A 17843-nucleotide genomic window follows, 5' to 3' on the forward strand; every position below is an offset into this window, starting at 1 on the left:
TCTCCTTGGGTGTTCTGGGGGAAAGTAGCTGTGCTGAAATGCGGATGTTGTTAGTTGCCGTTGCCTGGCGGTGGCACGACGGGGTCTGCCGGGGCACAGGTGAACTGGGTTGCGGACTCAGTACTAGTCATCGTTGCGTCACGATATTGGGCAACAATCTTGTTGGTGCCCTCTGGCAGCTGCGGGTTTGTTCCCGTCCACGGGTCACCAATCTGATTGCCGTTGACGTCGAGGGCCCAGTAGTTGACGTTGGCGACGTTGAGTCCATTCGGCGTTGGCACGGTTGGTGAAGACCCACCGACCTTGCAGCTTGCGCCAACGGGCCAAATCATCCGGATGTCGCGCCCCTGTGCGCTTCCAGCAGGACTCGGGTCGCTGCATTGGTTTGGATCGCTCGTGTTGCAGTAGCGTACCCGAACGTTGGTTGGAGCGTTCACATAGGAGCTAGCGCCGACTTCAAACGAGCTGGCTGAGGTAAACCAAGGTTCACCATTCACGCTGAACGAGTAGACGACATTGCCGCCATCTGGTGCGGTCGCTTTCACCCCGAAGTAATCCAGATCAGCGCCGGGGTTTGCTTCGACTGCTGGCGCGCCTGGAGTTGCCGGCTTCTGGTGAACGGCAATACTGCCAGATGCTGTTGCGCACCCCCATCCGTTCGACACAATCACGTTCACCGTTCTGTTCTCAGTTCCGGAGCCCGTCAGCTGAACGTTGGTGGAGGAATGGGTGGTTTCCGACGTACCAACTGCGGTACACCCGGGAAGTGCTGCCGGATCCCATGCTGCTGCGAAGTAAGGCCCCTTGCCGCCCGCAGCATTGCCACTCCAGTTGGCCACCACGTTTGAGCCCTCTGTCCGCAGCTCCGAGAGACTCACGCTCGGGGCGTGAGCTGCCGCCACCGCGGCGCTTGTGCGCGAGCGCCAACTAATGGCTCCATAGGTCGTCTCGTCAATTGCGTTCCTCGCGAGCACGGTAGCAGTGTAGGTTCCTTGAGGGAGCGAGGACGTGGTGTAGCTCCTGCTCGAGGCGGATACGACCGTTGGAGGTATGGCTCCACCCGAAATCGTCACTTCGTATTCGCTAACGGGGCTGCCGCCGTTGGGCGTTGTGGACAGGTCCCACGTCACTTCGAGCACTCCGGGGTTGCTCTGCGAGGTGTTCGCTTTAACCTGCGTGACCGTCACTGAGGCCGGAGCCTCCGGCACAAAGTCAATCCGCAGCGGCGCGCTGGCCGCACTCTCGACGGAGTCGCCGATGGAGTTTGTTGCGATGGCAACGTAGCTCAAGCTCTTCCCAACGGGGGCTTGCCCCGACGTGACCGTGCAACTGGACGTGTCTTTGCCGCAGCTGACGCTGACGGAGCCATCGGTGCTTCGCAGCTTGTAATTATCGATCGGTTTACCATTTGCCGACGCAGATGGCGCAAAGCTGATGCGGAGCGCACCATCATTGGCAAACGAGTCTTGCCGCAGATAGCGCGGCTGGCCGGGGGCATCCGGCACATCAACAATCACAACGGTGATCGTTCCCGTCACGATGCGGTCCTTTTGGCCGGTCGCGTCGCCAACACGATAGGTGAGCTGCAAGTTTGTGGTGATCGTCGCGTTTGCAGTGGCCGTCACCGTCACGGTGCGGTTATCGCCGCTCGGGGTTGCGGTGACGCCGGCAACCGAGTTCTGACTTTCTACACCGATGACTGTCATTGGCATCAGTTCAGAGGTCACGACGTCGTTTGCCAGCACGTCGACGCTCTTCGAGCTGCCACGCGTCAACTCAATTTGGTCTGGCATGGCTTGAATCTTCGGCTTCGTTGATGAGACAACGGTCACGTCAACCGAGGCAACTGCTACCTCGCTCGCGTCATCCCTCACGCCTACCTGCACTGACAGGACGGAGCCCATTTGGGCATCCTTCGGAACCGAAACGGTGAGGCTGCTGCCGGCGAGCGTTGCCGTCATCCCTGCTGGCGCGCCCTTCGGGAGCGACCACTGCAGCTTCTTCATATCGTCAGGATATGGATACTGCGTCAGATCCTTGAGATCGATCGTGCGCGAGCCGGTTGGTTCGAGTGTGACCGCAGAACCGCGCATGGTTGGCGGCTGATTATCCGTCGGGGTGACCGTGATGGGCAGCACAATGGTTGCCGTCCGGCCTTTCGCATCACCGGCAGAGCCGTCGGTCACCTCAAACACGATTGACGCTGGGCCCCAGTATTTCTCCTGGGAAACAAACTCGAGCGTCGTCTCATTCTTGAACGAGCTCTGCCCGTTTGAGTTTGTTGCTTTGACCGTGGATGCGTCAGTAATGCGAACCTTTTTGTTGCCGGCCGCAATCACCTGGTCGTTCACATCGATGGTCAGTTTTTTGCCCGATTCAACGGTGAGGGATTTGGCGTCTGCCCGCCGTTCCGGCGGAGCCGAACGGTTACCAGGAACCCAGACAAATCCGTACGTCTCGACTTCTGGACTGTCAGCGACTGCAACTCTGAACGGCACAATCTGATTCTTATCAGTCACCGCAATGCTGAGTTCACGTTTGGTTGTAACCTCGACGTTTTTGTCCCAGCCCGTTACCGTGCTGAGCTCAAGGTCAGAGTTTGGTCCTTCTGCGTAGAAGACCTTGCTCCAAACGTCAACGCTGACGGTCGCCGCATCGTCGTCGATATCAGTGAGTGTGAGCACGGTGTCATCGACGATTGGACGCGACGGAGGCGCGTCTTTCCGAGCACTCACCTGTATCCAGGCAGAGCTCTGGCCACCAGACTCATTTTCGATTGTGTAGAGCACGCTATAAACGCCCTCGGCTTTTGGCACGGAAAGAGTGACGGTTTCGCCGTCAAACTCACTTGGCATCTCGTCGCTTTGCTCTACAGAAACAACGTCGAGACGTCCACCATCAGGGTCTGAATCGTTTTCGAGCGGTTTGACCACAAAGGTGGTGCCTGGTCGCACTGACAGCACGTCGGTACGTGCAATCGGGTTACGCGCGGTGCCCGTCGGCTCCATAATGCCGACTCGAATCTGGCCAACGCCTGTCGCGCCAAGGCTGTCGGAGACCGTGTAGTAGAACACGTCGGTTCCCCACTGGTTGGTAGCCGCCTCATACTCAAAGTAGTCTTTGCCGGTTCCGACAACCGTTCCCTTTGTTGGGGCCGTTTCGAGGCCTCCTAGGGTGACCGAATCGCCGTCTTCGTCAATGCCGATGAGTGAAATCGGAATCTTCACGGTGTTGCCCTGCACAACGCGAGCAGTGACCGTCTTTGGTGTTGGTGCCGTGTTCGTTTCGGCATCCACCTCGCGCACCGAGATCTGAACGGGCGCCGTCGCGGTCTCGCCGCCCGGGCTCTCAACGATGTAACTTGCGGTGTACTCGCCTGGCGTGTCGGGCGCAAGATAGCGAAGCTTATTCCCCGTCGCGAAGAGGAGGCCCTCGCCTTCTGGCAGCTCGCGCGCAAGTTCGCCGCTCAGAATGATGGGCAAACGATCGGGGTGCAGGTCGTTCTCAAGCACCGGAATATCAATGACTTCGCCGACGCGAACTTTTGCACGGTCTGGAAGCGCAACGGGCGGCTTCTCTTTTGCGGGAGGATCAACCTGCAGGATGGTGACGGTGCCCTCAGAGGTCCGCGACCCGTTGGTCACGGTATACGTAAATTTGGCTTGGCGCTCGGTCAGCGGTTCGGAAAGGGTCACCCTGAGGATGCCGTGGCTCAATACCTCAACGAGCAGGCCGTCATCTGCTGCGGTGTTCTCGACGTTGCTGATGAGCAGTACGCCACCGGCAGGGTCATAGTCAGATGCGAGTACGTTGATCGTCTCGGTCTGTCCAAGATAGAGAAATGCCGAGGCAGGAACGGTGACGGGGATGCTTTCGCCCTCAGGCATCGGCTGCACCTCAAAGCGCAACTTGCCAGAACCTGAGGAGACGCCATCGGTCACTTTATAGTCGAGCAGGTATGAACCAGGCTCGGATGCCGTGAACCGCACGGTGCCGCTGTCGGTATCCAGCTTGACCTTGGCGTTGGACAGCCCGTCATCCGGAACCCCAATGAGGCGCACGTTTCCGTTGCCGCCTCGAACAAAATCAAGGGGCGTAGCAACGAGCTCTTGATTCACGTTGCCAAGTACGGCGACGGCATCCGCGATGATAGGCACGGCCCCACCAACAACCTCGATGTCGAGGGAGCCGTTGCCAACAAGTGTTCCGTCTGAAACGGCCAAGGAGACGGCCTTATTCGCGCCGCCCTCTGAAGAATCTTGGTAGTACACAACACCGCTTGCCGAATATGTTGCGGTGTCTGGTTCTTGCACGTTGGCTTCTGCGAGGAAGAACGGGTCGCCGTCTGGGTCAAACCAATCGGTCGAAATGTCACGGTTGAACTGGCCTCCTGGCACAATCGTGTTGACCGTCCGTCGCGCCTGTACTGGGGCGCTGTTTTCTTCCGGCGTTCGTACCTCGACCGTCACGTTCGCGGTGGCCTGGCCTCCGCGCCCGTCAGTGATTGTGTACTGGAAGTCGAACGAACCGCTGGCCTCGGGGCGCAGTGAAACCTGCAACTGCTGACCGTTCAAGATCGGCGCGACGGTTCCCATTTCTTCGGGGAATCCCGAGGTGCCCGTAATCATGATCACGTCGCCGTTGGGATCATAGTCGTTCAGCAGCACTGGCAGCGGGCTCGACTTGCCAGGGCGTGCGCCAAGAACGTCGTCAACCGCAACAGGAGGCTTCTGGATGGGATCAACCTCAGGTGGGAGGTTCGGGTCGTTTTCTTCTTCTTTGTCCTCGTCCTCGATGTTGTCGAGGATGTCGGCCCAGTTGTTCACAAGCTCGCCGTCGCGCTGCACCATCCAGGCGCGGCCAGAGCGCTCGTCATTGAGCACAACTGAGCCGGAACGCGTGGCAAATTTGAGTTCCGCGTCGGAGTCAAGATCTTGAAGTTCGAGAGTGTTCTCCTCCGAACCGCAGGATTTCCAGGCGATGCCGTCGGTCCATGCGGCGAAGGCACATCCGTTGGCCCAGACAGGGGAAGCAGCCGTCAGTGACGAGTTCTTATCGTCAAATACGCGCTCAGCGCCACCGGAGAACGGTACCCGAACGACGCCGGCGCTGTCCGAGAGATAGACTGCGGTCGCGGTCGCGGCGGATGCCATGAGGCGGGCTCCGTCGGTGGTGTCGGTGTCTCTTGCGTCCTGCCCGTCGAGGCTCAGTTGCCCCTCAGAGGCGTTGAACACAACAGAGTGGCCGCCAACAACCGCTGCCTGATAGGCGTCATCATCGGCACCAAGATTCAGCTTTCGCGCAGATTGTTTGGCTGCGACACGGTTGATATTGGTTTCGATGAGCCCACCTGCCGCGGAGTATCCAACAAACTGCCCATCGGCGCTGACCGCAGCGGCAGAGTTATCGCCAAGAACCAGGTCAGGCTCGGCTTCCGCGTTGAACGAGTCAAGCGCTTTGGTGCTCACGAACCACACTTTGCCGCTCGTTGAGGAGTGCACAACAACCGTCTTGTCACTCAACAAGACTTCGGTAGCATCGGCGGGGAGCTGAATATTCTCGGCAATCTCGGAGAGCGCCTCATCGACAACGCCGAGTTCTTTTTGACCAACCGAGTGCAGGAGCACAAGCGAGTCGTTCTGAACAGAGGTGAGCTCTGGGCGGTCGCTCCGCTTTGCAGTGTCCAGCGCTGCGATTTGGGTGTTGAGACGCCCAATAGCGCGCTCATTGCCGTTCACCACCCAGGTGCTTGCATCGTTAAGATCCATGCGCTGGGTCGTGTATCCACCCGTTGTGACCGCAATCGTAACCACGAGAGCGAGCACAACGACAACGGCAACGCCGCTCATCGCGGCGGCGATGTTCTTGCGAAACCACCTCAGCAGCATGACTAATCCTGCCCTGCGCTAATCGACTGGCACGTTTCTGAGCTCGAGGCGCCTGGTTTGCCGTCGCGTGTCACCGTCACCGTGATACACACTGGGGCTCCGCTGCCATCACTTGTCGCCCGAAACTCGCGGTCGGTCTGGGTGCTGCTCGAGCCATCGGCGGAACGGACAACGTAGCGATCGCTGTCGGCAAGTCCTGGGTCATCCCAGGTGAAAGTCACCACATCGGAATCAACCTCGGCAACAATGTTCGAGACCACTGGAATATCGCCGTTGTTCCCCAATAAGAAGTAGGCCGCGGCCCCTGCAACGGCGAGAAGCGCCACTCCCCCGCCAATGAGGCCCCACAGCAGCCCTTTGCGCGATCGTTTTGCATTTGCTTCAACCGGTTGCGCAAACACACTGGCCGACCGGATGACGGTCAGGCTCGTGTCCTCGCCCGCAATCTGCTCGTCGGCACGGCCGGTGTGTCGATATCGTCGCTGTACGCCAGATGTTGCTGAGGGCACGGCCGGGCCGTTCACGCTTGACTGGTCCGCGAGTACGTGGCGAGACTGCTGAACACGCACATCATCCGCAATTTCGGCAGGAGTCTGGGCAAAGCCCATCTGCGCCTCAACCATCTGCAAGTTGCGCACAAAGTCGAGCATGGTTGGTGGGCGTTGAGCGGGGTTCTTGCTCATGGCCTGGCTAAGCACCTCTTCGAAAAAGGCGGGAACGTCTGGTCTGCCAAGCGGCTGCAGCCGGTCTCGGCCAATAATCCTTGCTTTTACTCGTTCTCGACGGTTGCGTTGTTTGTCGTCCCCTACGAGTTCGTATGGGGAACGCCCCAGCAGCAGCGTAAACAGGGTTGCCGCAAGCGAATACACCTCGCTTGCGGGAGTTCCAGCGGTTTCACCCCGCAGCACTTCTGGGGCTGACCACGGGATCGACATGCCTTCGGCTTCGTCGTTCGCCACGGCCGCGACCGTGGCCGCGATCCCAAAGTCGGCAAGCACGGGATGACCGTACTGCGTCAGCAACACGTTTGAAGGCTTGATGTCACGGTGCAGGAATCCGATGCGATGCGCCGTCTCTAGGGCACTTCCAATCTTGATACCGACTCGCAATACCTCGGATGGCGTGAGTGGTTGTTGCTTATACCCTGAGCCAAGCGACGAGGGGCAATACTCCATGACGAGGTACGGACGTCCGTCTGGCGAAATACTTGCCGTGTGCACCGTGAGCACCGAAGGGTGGGTCTTCAGCTGCGACATGAGGTTTGCCTCTGAGAGGAACATGGTACGGAGCTTGGCATCAGCGACTTTTGGGTTCAGCACCTTGACGGCAACTTCGGCGCGAGGAAAATCTTGCTCGTACAGAAACACGTACGCAAAACCGCCCTTACCCAGGATGCGAATGTGCTGATAGCCGGACAGCTGCGGGGGGACAATCTGCGCGGGAGAGGACAAGAATCAGGTCTTTCTGTTCTGTGACGGGCGAGGTGCAACGATTAAACGCTAGCCTCTGACGGCCAGCAGTGCTACATGCTGCAACGAAATAAGACGGTGGGCTTAGGCGCCCTCAAGCACAATAAAGAACTCATTTCCGATTTCTACTCGGCTGCGAGCAGCGACCTCGACGGCCTGGCCCGGTGTCAGCTCTGTCTCAGGCGCGTTGTGCAAGCGAACCCGTGTGCCATTTCCAGAGTGTCGGTCGGTGATCCACAGCTTGCCGTCAATGATATTGACCTCGAGGTGAGTCTTCGAAACGGACCTCGCAGGATCAATGACTACGAGCAAGTTCTCTACCGATTCGCCTTGGTTCGTCTTTGGGTTGCGACCAAGCAGCGAATGCCCAACAACGGTCAGCTCCTGGCCAGTGCTGAACTGGAGTGTAAAAACGACCTTCGGGGCAACACCGGAACGGCTCGCGGAGATCATCGTTTCTTCGAGGTCTTCGTCGTCAACCGGGACTGCAATGGCTGATGCCGGCATAACCCCAGTGATTGGCGACGAGGCCGGCGCCGAAGCTTTTGTCATCGGTCGACGCTCGGCAGCTGCTGGGCGAACAACATCTGCCGGTGCCGGTCGTGGTGTCTCCGCTACGGGCATCGGCGTCGGCGCTTGGACAGCCGATGCTGGTTCGGAAGCCGCAACCCTGGGCTGGACCGCTGCCGGAGGAGCAGGCGCTGACGCAACGCTTGGCGCAGGTGGGCGAGGAACGGACGGTGCAGCTCGCTGCACGGGCTGGACGGGCGCAACGGGCGGGCCGGGCGCGACAGGCTGTGCCGGCGCGACAGGCGCGGCCGGGGCCTGTACTCGCGGGCTCACAGGAGCAACCGGAGCCTGCGCACGCTGCGGGGCAGGTGCCGGTGCCGCTACCCGCTGCTGGGCGACGGGTGGAGCCGGAGGCGCTGGCGGGCGGGGCACCTGAGCCGAAGGCGGCACGGGGCTCGGCTGCTGACCAGGCTGTTGGAACGCAACGGGGGCCTGCTGCCGCGCAGCTGGCGGTGCCGGCGGACGCGGTACCTGGAGTTGCGGAGCCTGGGCTTGAGGCACCTGCGGCTGCTGGGCTTGGGCAGTCGGAAGAGCCGCTTGTTGGAACGGCTGCGGAGGAAGCGGCTGCGCTCCCTGGGCTGGAGGTGCTGGCGGCGCCGGCGGACGATTTACAGCGGGCGCAGACGGCGGAGCAAGGCGCGACGGCGGAAGCGGCGGCGCCGGTGGCACGGATGCTCGCTGCCGCACAGGAGCGGCGGGAGCCCCCTGCGGTGCGGCGGGTGCCGAACGAACCAGCTGCCCACATTCCGCACAAAACATGCTGTTAGTGACAAGCTCATGCCCGCAATAACTACACACTGCTCCCATTTACAAGTTTCCTTTCGAGTGGTCCGTAGCCCCAAGCTGGACCGCTGGTACAGCATATCGCAACGTTTAGCGGTATGGCACGCCGAGAAACGACTAGCGGCGGGGAACCGTGGTGTCCCACTCCTCGGCCTCGGTGACAACCTCGGTGGCGCTGACCACCGCATCAAGACGTCCGGCAACGGCTGGGGTTGTTCCCGTCGCACGCGCGCCAACAATCTGGCCAACCACAATCACGATCACCGTGATGTTGTCGTGCCCACCGGCCATGAGGGCGGCGGCAAGGAGGCTGTCGGCGACTTCCCCCGGATTGGAGCCAGCGGCAAAATGCTCCGCTATCTGCGCATCCGTCAGTTCCTTTGTGAGCCCGTCGGAGCAACAAAGCAAAGCTGAGCCTTCAATAACCGGCAGTAGCCAGTAATCCGGAATCGGGGCCTCTTCGAAACCGATGGCCCTGGTGATGACATTGCGCTTGGGGTGTTGCTCGGCTTCTTCCGCGGTGATTTCTCCGGCGTCTACGAGTTCCTGCACGATGGAGTGGTCGACAGAAATTCTGGTGAGCGTAGCGTCGTCGTAGGAGTACGCGCGCGAGTCACCCACGTTGTAGACCAGCCAGTAGGGTAGCCCGCCCTGCTCCGTCGCTGCGAAGCCAACACAGGTCGCCCCACCAGAGGCACCGGCTTCTGCCGCCGCTGCCAGAATCTGTTGCGTTGCCACACGAAGCGCCGCTTGGATGTTCGCCGGCTGGACCGGCGCGTGGCGAATGTGGCTGAGCGCCGTCACTACCGAGGCACTCGCGACATCCCCTGCAGCGTGCCCGCCCATCCCGTCGGCAACGGCAAACACGGGAGGAACGGCCACAAGGCTGTCTTCATTCTGTGCGCGGCGAAGGCCGGTATCGGTGCGAGCCGCCCAACTGAGGGATACAGCGAGATCGCCAGAGCCCCATGGAATGGTGCCTGTTTGTTGTTCGATCAACGCAGTTCTCCTCGTTCGAAGGGCTGGACCCGAAGCACGACGCCGTCGCCAAGATCCAGGAGAGTCCCTGGAATCACAACGGTCGGCTCGCCCGCACGCAATCGTCGCGGTGGCTGGCCTTGGATAATAAGGGCCGTTCCATTTGACGATCCAACGTCGGTCACAAGCACGGCCGAGCCCTCGTGCCGCACCTCAAGATGCGTAGACGACACAACGCCCTGCGGCGACGGCACCTGCACAAGCGTTGGCAGCACCCCTGAGACGATGCGCTCGGAACGGGGTTTGCGCCCAATAAGAACGATGCCTTCGACTGGGATGATGCGGCCGTCTGGCAAAGCAAGCGACGCAAAAAACTGTGGAGCCGGGCGCGATGCCGCCGTTGGCATTGGCGGGAGTGGAGGGAGCGGTGGCAGCTCGTCGTGGTCAGGGGAAGGCGCGGCGGTGTTGGCCCGGCTGTTCAGGATGGTGTCGTCATCCTGTTCGCCTACGTTAGGTCGTTCTCCGCCGAGAACGGTGTCATCGTTGTCGTCGAGGCGAGGTCCTTGGCTAAGAATCGTGTCGTCATGGGCGGCGTTGAGGATGGTGTGCTCCTCAGCGTCACCGATGACGGTGTCGTCGTCGGCATCGTTGAGGATGGTTTCATCGTCAGGATCGTTGAGAATCGTGTCGTCAACGCTGGGTGCCCGGGAAATCCCGCGCCTCAACACGGTCGCTTCGTCATCAATGACAGGATCGCGGAGCAGCTGCCCATTGAGCACGGTGTCCCCATCGTCCACGGTGTCTGGCGCGTCTTCCCATACGTCGTTCACCCAGCCAGCCTATACCCAGGGGTTCAATGACGGTCTTGCGGCTGGTGCTTGATTCGCTGCCTGGTGTCGGTCAACCCACGGAACCCGCGTATGGTTCAAACAAACTGTACGAACAAACCCCAACCGTGTATGCTCATCCTCATGCAAATCTCGTGTGCTCGCAGCTGGTGGCCCGCCTCTTAGGCGGCAATCGCGCGAACCCACTCGTCGACCAACCGCCCAGCAGGGCATCCGTCGACGGCGATCTTGTCCTCTTGGGCTCAACCAATATGAGGAATCCATGACATCGCTCCTTCACCGCATCGTTCAGACCCCTGATGCTTTTGCGTTTGCCATTATGCGGAGGCAAGGGCCAGACGGGATGCCAAATGCCCTGCTTGAGGTGCGGGTCGGCGAGGTTATTGATGTTGATCGTTTGGCCGATATTCCGCTCGATAGCCATGACGGGCCGCTTGGCGAGGTGCTCGCCCTCGTTCCGTTCCGCCAGGTTCGGGAGCGCGGCTTCGTTGCGAAGGACGACGGCGCTCCCCTCCGCTGCCTTCGCGTCACCGAGATCGAGCATATTTCGCTTTCGGAAGCCCTCGAACTCCTGCCGGCGGATGCCGTTCCACTGGTCAATGGCGGTTTCACGATCAGCGACGAGGACTACGCGGACACGGTTCGGCGGGTCATTCGTGATGAGATCGGTCGGGGCGAGGGTGCCAATTTTGTGATTCGCCGCGAATTCGAGGCCTCAACGGAGGTGCCTGCGTCGCGTGCGGTACTGGCGTGGTTGCGTGCGCTGCTCGTCGGCGAGACCGGCGCCTACTGGACCTACGCGGTGCATACGCCTGGGATTTCCCTTGCTGGGGCAACCCCTGAACGCCACGTTGGCGTGCGTTCCGACGCCGCTACCGGCGAACGAGTGGTGACCATGAATCCAATCAGCGGCACCTACCGGCACCCGGCGGAAGGTGCAACGGCAGAGGGTTTCCGCACCTTCCTCGGCGACGTCAAAGAAACAGAAGAACTGTTCATGGTTGTTGATGAGGAGATGAAAATGATGAGCAGGGTGTGCTCGTCAGGTGGGCGCATCCTCGGTCCGTACATAAAGCAAATGTCCCGTCTCACCCACACCGAGTACCTGTTGGAGGGGCACAGCACCCTCGACGTGCGGGAAGTGCTTCGGCTCACGATGTTTGCGCCGACGGTGACGGGGTCGCCGATGCAGAACGCGTGTGCGGTTATCAATCGGCACGAGCGCGGCGCCCGCGGGTACTATTCAGGCGTCCTCGCGCTCTTCACCGACGCGGGCGATGGGAGCTACGAGCTCGACGCGCCAATTCTCATCCGCACCGCCTATATCAACAACACCGGCCACGTCCGTGTGCCGGTGGGAGCGACGCTGGTTCGCCATTCCCACCCGGAAGCGGAAGTTGCAGAGACCAAAGCGAAGGCAGAGGGCGTGCTCATCGCGCTGGGAGCGGTGTCGCCATCCCCCGTGGATAGGCGAGTTGAACTGGCCCAACTCGACGGAGTTGCCGAGGCCCTAGCGGCACGCAACTCGCGGCTGGCTGCGTTCTGGCTCACCGATCAGAGCAGCCACACTGGCGAGACACTCCTCGGCAAAACGGCAACGGTTCTGGATGCCGAGGACGAGTTCACGGCCATGCTCGCCCACCAGTTGCGGCACCTCGGCATGATCGTTGATGTTGTCTCGTGGAACGACTTCGATTTCGAACAGCTGACGGCGGATCTGCTGGTAGCAGGCCCTGGTCCCGGCGACCCGACGAACCTGGCCGAGCCGCGCATCCAGGCCCTCTCGGACGCCATCGGCCAGCGCGTTGCCTCTGGACTTCCGCTGCTTGCGGTGTGCCTGAGCCACCAGGTGCTTGCCACGCAGCTCGGGTTTAACATTGAGCGACTGCCCGAGCCGAGACAGGGTCTACAGCTTGAGGTGACGCTGTTTGGAGAGGACGCCCTCATCGGCTTCTACAATACGTTTACGGCTCGCGGCTCGGTTCTGGCGCACGAAGTTGACGTTGCGACCTACGGACCCGACGCCGATATTATCGCGATTCGGGGCCGCGCGTTCGCCTCGATTCAGGGGCATCTTGAATCGGTGCTCTCCCGAGATGGGCTTGCCCAACTTGAACGGTTGGTGATCCACGCGCTCCGAGGGTGAACGCGTCCACAACCCTGTTTCGCGAGTCATACATAGGGATTGCACAGCATGACGCAGCTTGCCGAAGGCCGCGCCGCGAGTTAACATTGAAACTTCAAGCGAAATCTGCAAACGCGCGCCCCCAACAGTCTTGCGAGACGCCGGCGGGTCAGCACAGGCAACTCACACGCACCCGTGTGCTGGGGCCTTCCTCACGAGTAGACTTCCCATACTCTTTCCGCCCAACGAAAGCCGACTAGATGCCCTCGGATATCAACCAGCTGTACCGGCTGGCCGCTGATCCAGGCACCGCACCGCGAGTTCTCGCTGATTTGGCCGCCCGCAACGACCTGTTGTGGCCAACCATCGCGGCAAACCCCGCCTGCTATGACGAGCTCAGAGAGTGGATCGAGCGCCAAGAGCTGACCCGTCCGCTGACTCGTCCGCAATCCGGTAAACGGCAACACGGGGCAAACGTTTCCTTGCCCTCACCGAGTGAGTTACCGCCACCGCCTCCCGTCCCTGCGCCGGCAAAGAGAAATATTCCACAGGCAATCGTCGGCTGGTCAATTGGGGTCCTCGGCGTCGGACTCATCATGGCACTTCTTGCGCTCACCGGATTTCAGGCGGTGCGGGCCGCGATGTCCAACGGACCCGTCGCCGCGGTGTCAGTTTCAGAGCTGTCATCGGAACCGGTTCCACTCGAACCGTGGGAGCATCCACTCGCAACAATTACTGACCCAACTCAACAGGCCTGCCTAGATCTCACAACCGGAACCATCGGGCAGGACAGAGCCGTTGTTGTTGAGGGAGTTCGAGTTCAACAGGCTGGCTGTGAGGCAGCGCGCCTATCTGGTTCGACCACCGCGCTTGGCTCACCAGACGCTGCGTCGTCCGAAGACCGGGCGGAATCCTCAGCTGCGGCAGCCTCCCCAGCAACACTGGTTACGCTCGTGAACACGCGAAACGGCGCCACTTCCTGGACAACCGATCTCAGCGAGCAGGCCGCTTGGGTGGCCGGTTCAACAGTTCGCAACGTCACCCCAATTGGCGGCAGCGAGGTCGTCCTACAGATCAGCAACGAGCGTGACGGCTTCACCTCGATTGTGACGCTTAATCAGCAAAGCGGGTTACTCTCTGACGAAGCACAGCAGCTTGCTCCGTCACCAAACCTCACCTACTCGTCTGCGACGATCGCTGATATCCCGTCGGATCCAGACGGCTTCCTGATCATCGGCCAACGAGTCGGTACGAGCGCCTCCGAAGTTTCCTACGTTCGTAGCTCTCAGCCGACTCAACCAGTCTGGAGCTATCAGTACTCGTCCGTGCTACAGCCTTCTGCGACGTTTGTTGATGACGTGGTACTCCTCGCACCCGATGTTGCGGATGACCCGGCAACTCCGATGCCGGAGGAGGCAACTCCCGTAGTGGTGAACCTCAACGACGGAAGCGTGGTCACCGACCACGAATTCACCTCGGTCAAGGTTACAAGGGTTGGTTCCAGCTTCATCACGTATGCACCTAACCCTGCTGACGCCGCTCATTCCGGAACCATATCCGGGATCAACAACCGAGGCGAAACGCAGTGGCAGCGCCCCGGCGTCAGCGAGCCTCAGTTCAGCGCAGCAGGCGCATCAAACGAAGATCTCACGTTCGACGCGCACGGCTCTGTATACGTTCGCGCGGGAGACAATCATGCGCTCCTCCGTATCGACCCGGAGACCGGTACCGATTTCTGGAGCGAACCGCTCGCTGTTGATGGATCCGTGTGGTCCGGCCCATACGGTTCTGGTGATTCGCTCATCCTGACCGGCACGGACGGCGCGGCTGTCGACCAGCTCACGGTTGTTGACGTGGCAACGGGCAACGTCGACTACACGCGTGGCGCTCCCGGCAGCAGCATTACCTTGCTCGGACTCTCAGCCACCGTCGGCTACACAACGTCGACCGCAGCGGACGGCACGATGGTACTCACGGCGTTTGACACCGCCACCAACGCGACGCTCTGGTCGAAGGCGGGAACACCAGGCGCGACGTTCTCGCTGCTTGGCGGCCAGTTGGTGCGCTTCGATCCGGCGACCTCAACCCTCGCGCAGCTCAGCGGTAACTAGCTGCCCCGCCGAACGGTCACCCAGCTAAGCGGCTAGCTGACGGTAACGGTTGGCGAGCCTACGCTCGTGTCATCCGCGGGCATCTCAGCCGCGAGGCGATTGGCCTCCTGGATAAGCGTGGCGACGATCTCTGATTCGGGCACGGTCTTGATGACCTCACCCTTCACAAAGATCTGCCCCTTGCCATTTCCGGAAGCAACACCGAGGTCGGCCTCACGGGCTTCACCTGGACCGTTAACAACGCATCCCATGACCGCAACACGAAGCGGAACCGACATGCCCTCGAGACCATCGGTAACGTCGTTCGCAAGCTTATACACGTCGACCTGAGCACGGCCACAGCTTGGGCACGACACAATCTCTAGCTTGCGCTCGCGCAGATTAAGCGACTGCAGAATCTGGAGGCCAACCTTGATCTCTTCCGCCGGCGGAGCCGAAAGGGATACGCGGATGGTGTCGCCAATTCCCTCGCTCAGGAGGATGCCGAACGCCGTTGCCGACTTGATGGTGCCCTGGAAGGCGGGCCCGGCCTCGGTAACGCCGAGGTGCAGCGGCCAATCGCCACGCTCGGCGAGCTGGCGGTAGGCCTTGACCATGACGATTGGGTCGTTGTGCTTGACCGAAATCTTGAAGTCGTGGAAATCGTGCTCTTCGAATAGGCTCGCCTCCCATACGGCGCTCTCCACAAGCGCCTCTGGGGTTGCTTTGCCGTACTTCTGTAGGAGGCGGGGATCGAGCGAACCAGCGTTCACACCAATTCGGATGCTCACGCCAGCGGCCTTTGCCCGACGAGCGATCTCGCCAACCTGGTCATCAAACTTGCGGATGTTGCCGGGGTTCACGCGGACGGCGGCACAGCCGGCATCAATCGCCGCGTAGACGTAGTTCGGCTGGAAGTGAATGTCGGCGATAACCGGAATCTGGCTCTTCTTCGCGATGATCGGCAGCGCCTCGGCATCGTCTCGGCTCGGGCACGCAACACGCACGATGTCACAGCCGGTAGCCGTGAGTTCTGCGATTTGCTGGAGCGTCGCGTTGATGTCGGTTGTTGGAGTCGTGGTCATCGACTGCACGCTCACGGGGGCGTTTCCGCCGACGAGGACGTTCCCGACCTTGATCTGCCTCGACTTGCGTCGGGGTGCGAGGATTTCGGGAACCTTGGGAAGACCTAAATTAACAGCAGCCACGACGACTACTCTACCCGGGTCAACTGAGTGCTGGCCTCGCGATCCCTGAGTGGCGGCTCATCCACCACAAAAAGCTATCGAGGTTGCAAAACATGCTGCATTCTCGCGAAAAGTAAGCATTTTTTGCGACCTCGAATGGTGAGCACTGCCAAACGGGTCAGCCTCGCCCAATGCTCTCAGCTAGCCAAAGAGGTTGACGGGCTTCACGATGTCCGCGTACACCAGCAACAGGGTCATCGCACCCATGATCAGCACAACACCAAACGTAATAGGCACCATCTTCGCGGCATCAACGGGGCCCGGATCCGGGCGCTTGAAGATCTTCGCGAGGGTGCGTCGGATGCGCTCATACACGGCCGCGATGATGTGGCCCCCGTCAAGCGGCATAAGCGGGATGAGGTTGAAGATGAAGAGCATGACGTTGAGCGAGGCGAGCATCCCGATGAGTGCCTGGGCCTTAGCCACAAAGGGAACCGTGTCGAGGCTCGCGATTTCGCCTGCCACGCGTCCGACACCAACAACGCTCATCGGGCCGTTGGGGTCGCGTTCCTCCGAGCCGAAGGCCGCATTCCAAATGTCTACCATCCGAGACGGCAGGTTGACGATCATGTGCACAACCTTGCCGATGTTGTCGCCAACCTGGGGCAAGACCGCAGTGACCGGCTGCCGCACGAGTTCGCTGGTTGGCGACATCCCAACCATGCCGACTTCTTCCGTGATCGTGTTGCCGTTGGCGTCGGTTGCGATCGTACCGTCATCGTTGGCGACCGCGCGCTCGTTGAGCACCGGCGTCATGGTCAAGGATTCTTCTGTACCGTCACGAAGCACAACAACGTCGAGCGCCGTACCGGGCGAGTCGCTGATCGTGTCGCGGATCTGGTCCCATTCGCTGATGGGCTTGCCGTTGATGCTCACAAAGGTGTCGCCAGGAAGGAGTCCGGCCGCTGCACCCGGCGCAGCCACGTCGTCAGGCCCACACGGGGCCTGGCTGGCGTTTGTTGCCGGGCGGATACACTCACTGACGCTGCCGACGGTGATGCTCGATTGTGGCATCCCGATGCCAACCAGCAGGATGGCGTAGAGCAAAATAGCAAGCAGCAGGTTCATGACGGGGCCGCCGGCCATGATGATGATGCGCTTCCAGACGGGGAGGCGATAGAACGCGCGGCTGTCCTCGCCCTCACCGATGGTCTCGGCGCTTGCCTGTCGGGCCTCCTCAACCATCGAGGCGATGTAGTTTGCTTTTGCCGGGGCGTCGTCGCCGGTGAGGACAATGTCTGCCTCGCCTTGGTCATGGGTTTCGACGTGCAGGCCCTCTGGGCGAAGCGCCTCCGCAAGCTTTGGGTCGGCTTCGATCGCTTCGCGCAGCGACGTAATCGCTGCACTGTGGCCATCTTCGGAGCCGTGGTGCACGGATTTGGTGCCCTCGGTGACGACCGAGTTGAGGAAACCGGTGGTGGATTCCCTTGCCTCTTCGCCGGGCTTGGTTGGCGGGTACATACCAATCATCGAAATGTATCCACCGAGCGGGATCATCTTGATGCCGTACTCGGTTTCGCCTTTTCGCTTCTTCCAGATCGACTTACCAAAGCCGATCATGTACTGCGTGACCTTAACGCCAAAGAGCTTTGCGGGAACCAGGTGCCCAATCTCGTGCAGACCGATAGAGACGCCGAGGCCGACGACGATGATGACGACGCCCAAAATGTATAGCAGCACAGATTCCACTTGCTTATGGTACCCCGCTGCCGACGGCGAGTCCTGAGAGTTCGCCAGTGCCAGACGATGAGGTTGCTATGCATCCTCTAGTCATCGATTTAGCGTTTTTGTTAAATATCGATCTTTTTAACGCCTCAATCGGCCAATTATTAACACAGCGCAAAT

At 60.6% G+C, this 17843-nt stretch carries 11 protein-coding genes; 4 read left to right on the plus strand and 7 right to left on the minus strand.

From position 1 onward, the window contains the following. Positions 1–50: 50 nt before the first annotated feature. The 3 genes from FHX76_RS07335 to FHX76_RS07345 all read right to left on the minus strand — a co-directional run bounded on the left by FHX76_RS07335 (position 51) and on the right by FHX76_RS07345 (position 7864). On the minus strand, positions 51–5888 hold the full coding sequence (locus FHX76_RS07335) for an Ig-like domain-containing protein (protein ID WP_167149364.1): 5838 nt from the start codon (positions 5886–5888) through the stop codon (positions 51–53). 2 nt (positions 5889–5890) lie between these two features. Beyond that, positions 5891–7339: a serine/threonine-protein kinase gene (locus tag FHX76_RS07340; RefSeq protein ID WP_167149366.1), complete on the minus strand. Its 1449-nt coding sequence runs from the start codon at positions 7337–7339 to the stop codon at positions 5891–5893. A 102-nt stretch (positions 7340–7441) separates the two neighbouring features. Beyond that, positions 7442–7864 (minus strand): FHA domain-containing protein, encoded by a 423-nt coding sequence (locus FHX76_RS07345; RefSeq protein ID WP_167149368.1) that lies wholly within the window; start codon positions 7862–7864, stop codon positions 7442–7444. Between FHX76_RS07345 and FHX76_RS07350 the strand changes: the two genes are divergently transcribed. Both FHX76_RS07350 and FHX76_RS07355 read left to right on the plus strand, forming a co-directional pair. Then, entirely contained in the window at positions 7848–8303 is a 456-nt protein-coding gene (locus FHX76_RS07350) for a hypothetical protein (protein WP_167146240.1), read from the plus strand. The two genes, FHX76_RS07345 and FHX76_RS07350, sit on opposite strands and share 17 nt — an antisense overlap. After that, a complete protein-coding gene (locus FHX76_RS07355) occupies positions 8236–8694 on the plus strand; it encodes a hypothetical protein (protein ID WP_167149370.1) in 459 nt (152 codons plus the stop codon). Before FHX76_RS07350 ends, FHX76_RS07355 begins: the two co-directional genes overlap by 68 nt. Before the next feature lie 133 nt (positions 8695–8827). Here FHX76_RS07355 and FHX76_RS07360 read toward each other — a convergent pair whose 3' ends face one another. Beyond that, entirely contained in the window at positions 8828–9709 is an 882-nt protein-coding gene (locus tag FHX76_RS07360) for a PP2C family protein-serine/threonine phosphatase (protein WP_208402465.1), read from the minus strand. Continuing rightward, the gene (locus FHX76_RS16690; protein WP_167149372.1) at positions 9706–10518 is read right to left on the minus strand and encodes an FHA domain-containing protein; all 813 of its coding nucleotides are present in this window, start codon (positions 10516–10518) and stop codon (positions 9706–9708) included. The genes FHX76_RS07360 and FHX76_RS16690 overlap by 4 nt, the downstream gene beginning before the upstream one ends. Positions 10519–10798: 280 nt before the next feature. Between FHX76_RS16690 and FHX76_RS07370 the strand changes: the two genes are divergently transcribed. Then, a complete protein-coding gene (locus tag FHX76_RS07370) occupies positions 10799–12682 on the plus strand; it encodes a chorismate-binding protein (RefSeq protein ID WP_167149373.1) in 1884 nt (627 codons plus the stop codon). A gap of 239 nt (positions 12683–12921) precedes the next feature. Next, positions 12922–14772: a PQQ-like beta-propeller repeat protein gene (locus FHX76_RS07375; RefSeq protein WP_167149375.1), complete on the plus strand. Its 1851-nt coding sequence runs from the start codon at positions 12922–12924 to the stop codon at positions 14770–14772. A gap of 32 nt (positions 14773–14804) precedes the next feature. On the opposite strand, the gene ispG is transcribed toward FHX76_RS07375, so the two are convergent. Together ispG and FHX76_RS07385 are read right to left on the minus strand one after the other, a co-directional pair. Beyond that, entirely contained in the window at positions 14805–15959 is a 1155-nt protein-coding gene (gene ispG, locus FHX76_RS07380; protein ID WP_167149378.1) for a flavodoxin-dependent (E)-4-hydroxy-3-methylbut-2-enyl-diphosphate synthase, read from the minus strand. 180 nt (positions 15960–16139) lie between these two features. Then, positions 16140–17678, minus strand: a complete 1539-nt coding sequence (locus tag FHX76_RS07385; protein WP_386762781.1) for a M50 family metallopeptidase — start codon at positions 17676–17678, stop codon at positions 16140–16142. Between the last annotated feature and the right edge of the window lie 165 nt (positions 17679–17843).

Source organism: Lysinibacter cavernae (genome assembly GCF_011758565.1).
Lineage (GTDB): Bacteria > Actinomycetota > Actinomycetes > Actinomycetales > Microbacteriaceae > Lysinibacter > Lysinibacter cavernae.

Bases quoted from the DNA above. Each gene is read 5' to 3' on its own strand.
- FHX76_RS07335 (WP_167149364.1), bottom strand. From the start codon at position 5,888: ATGCTGCTGAGGTGGTTTCGCAAGAACATCGCCGCCGCGATGAGCGGC.
- FHX76_RS07350 (WP_167146240.1), top strand. From the start codon at position 7,848: ATGGCTGATGCCGGCATAACCCCAGTGATTGGCGACGAGGCCGGCGCC.
- FHX76_RS07345 (WP_167149368.1), bottom strand. From the start codon at position 7,864: ATGCCGGCATCAGCCATTGCAGTCCCGGTTGACGACGAAGACCTCGAA.
- FHX76_RS07370 (WP_167149373.1), top strand. From the start codon at position 10,799: ATGACATCGCTCCTTCACCGCATCGTTCAGACCCCTGATGCTTTTGCG.
- FHX76_RS07375 (WP_167149375.1), top strand. From the start codon at position 12,922: ATGCCCTCGGATATCAACCAGCTGTACCGGCTGGCCGCTGATCCAGGC.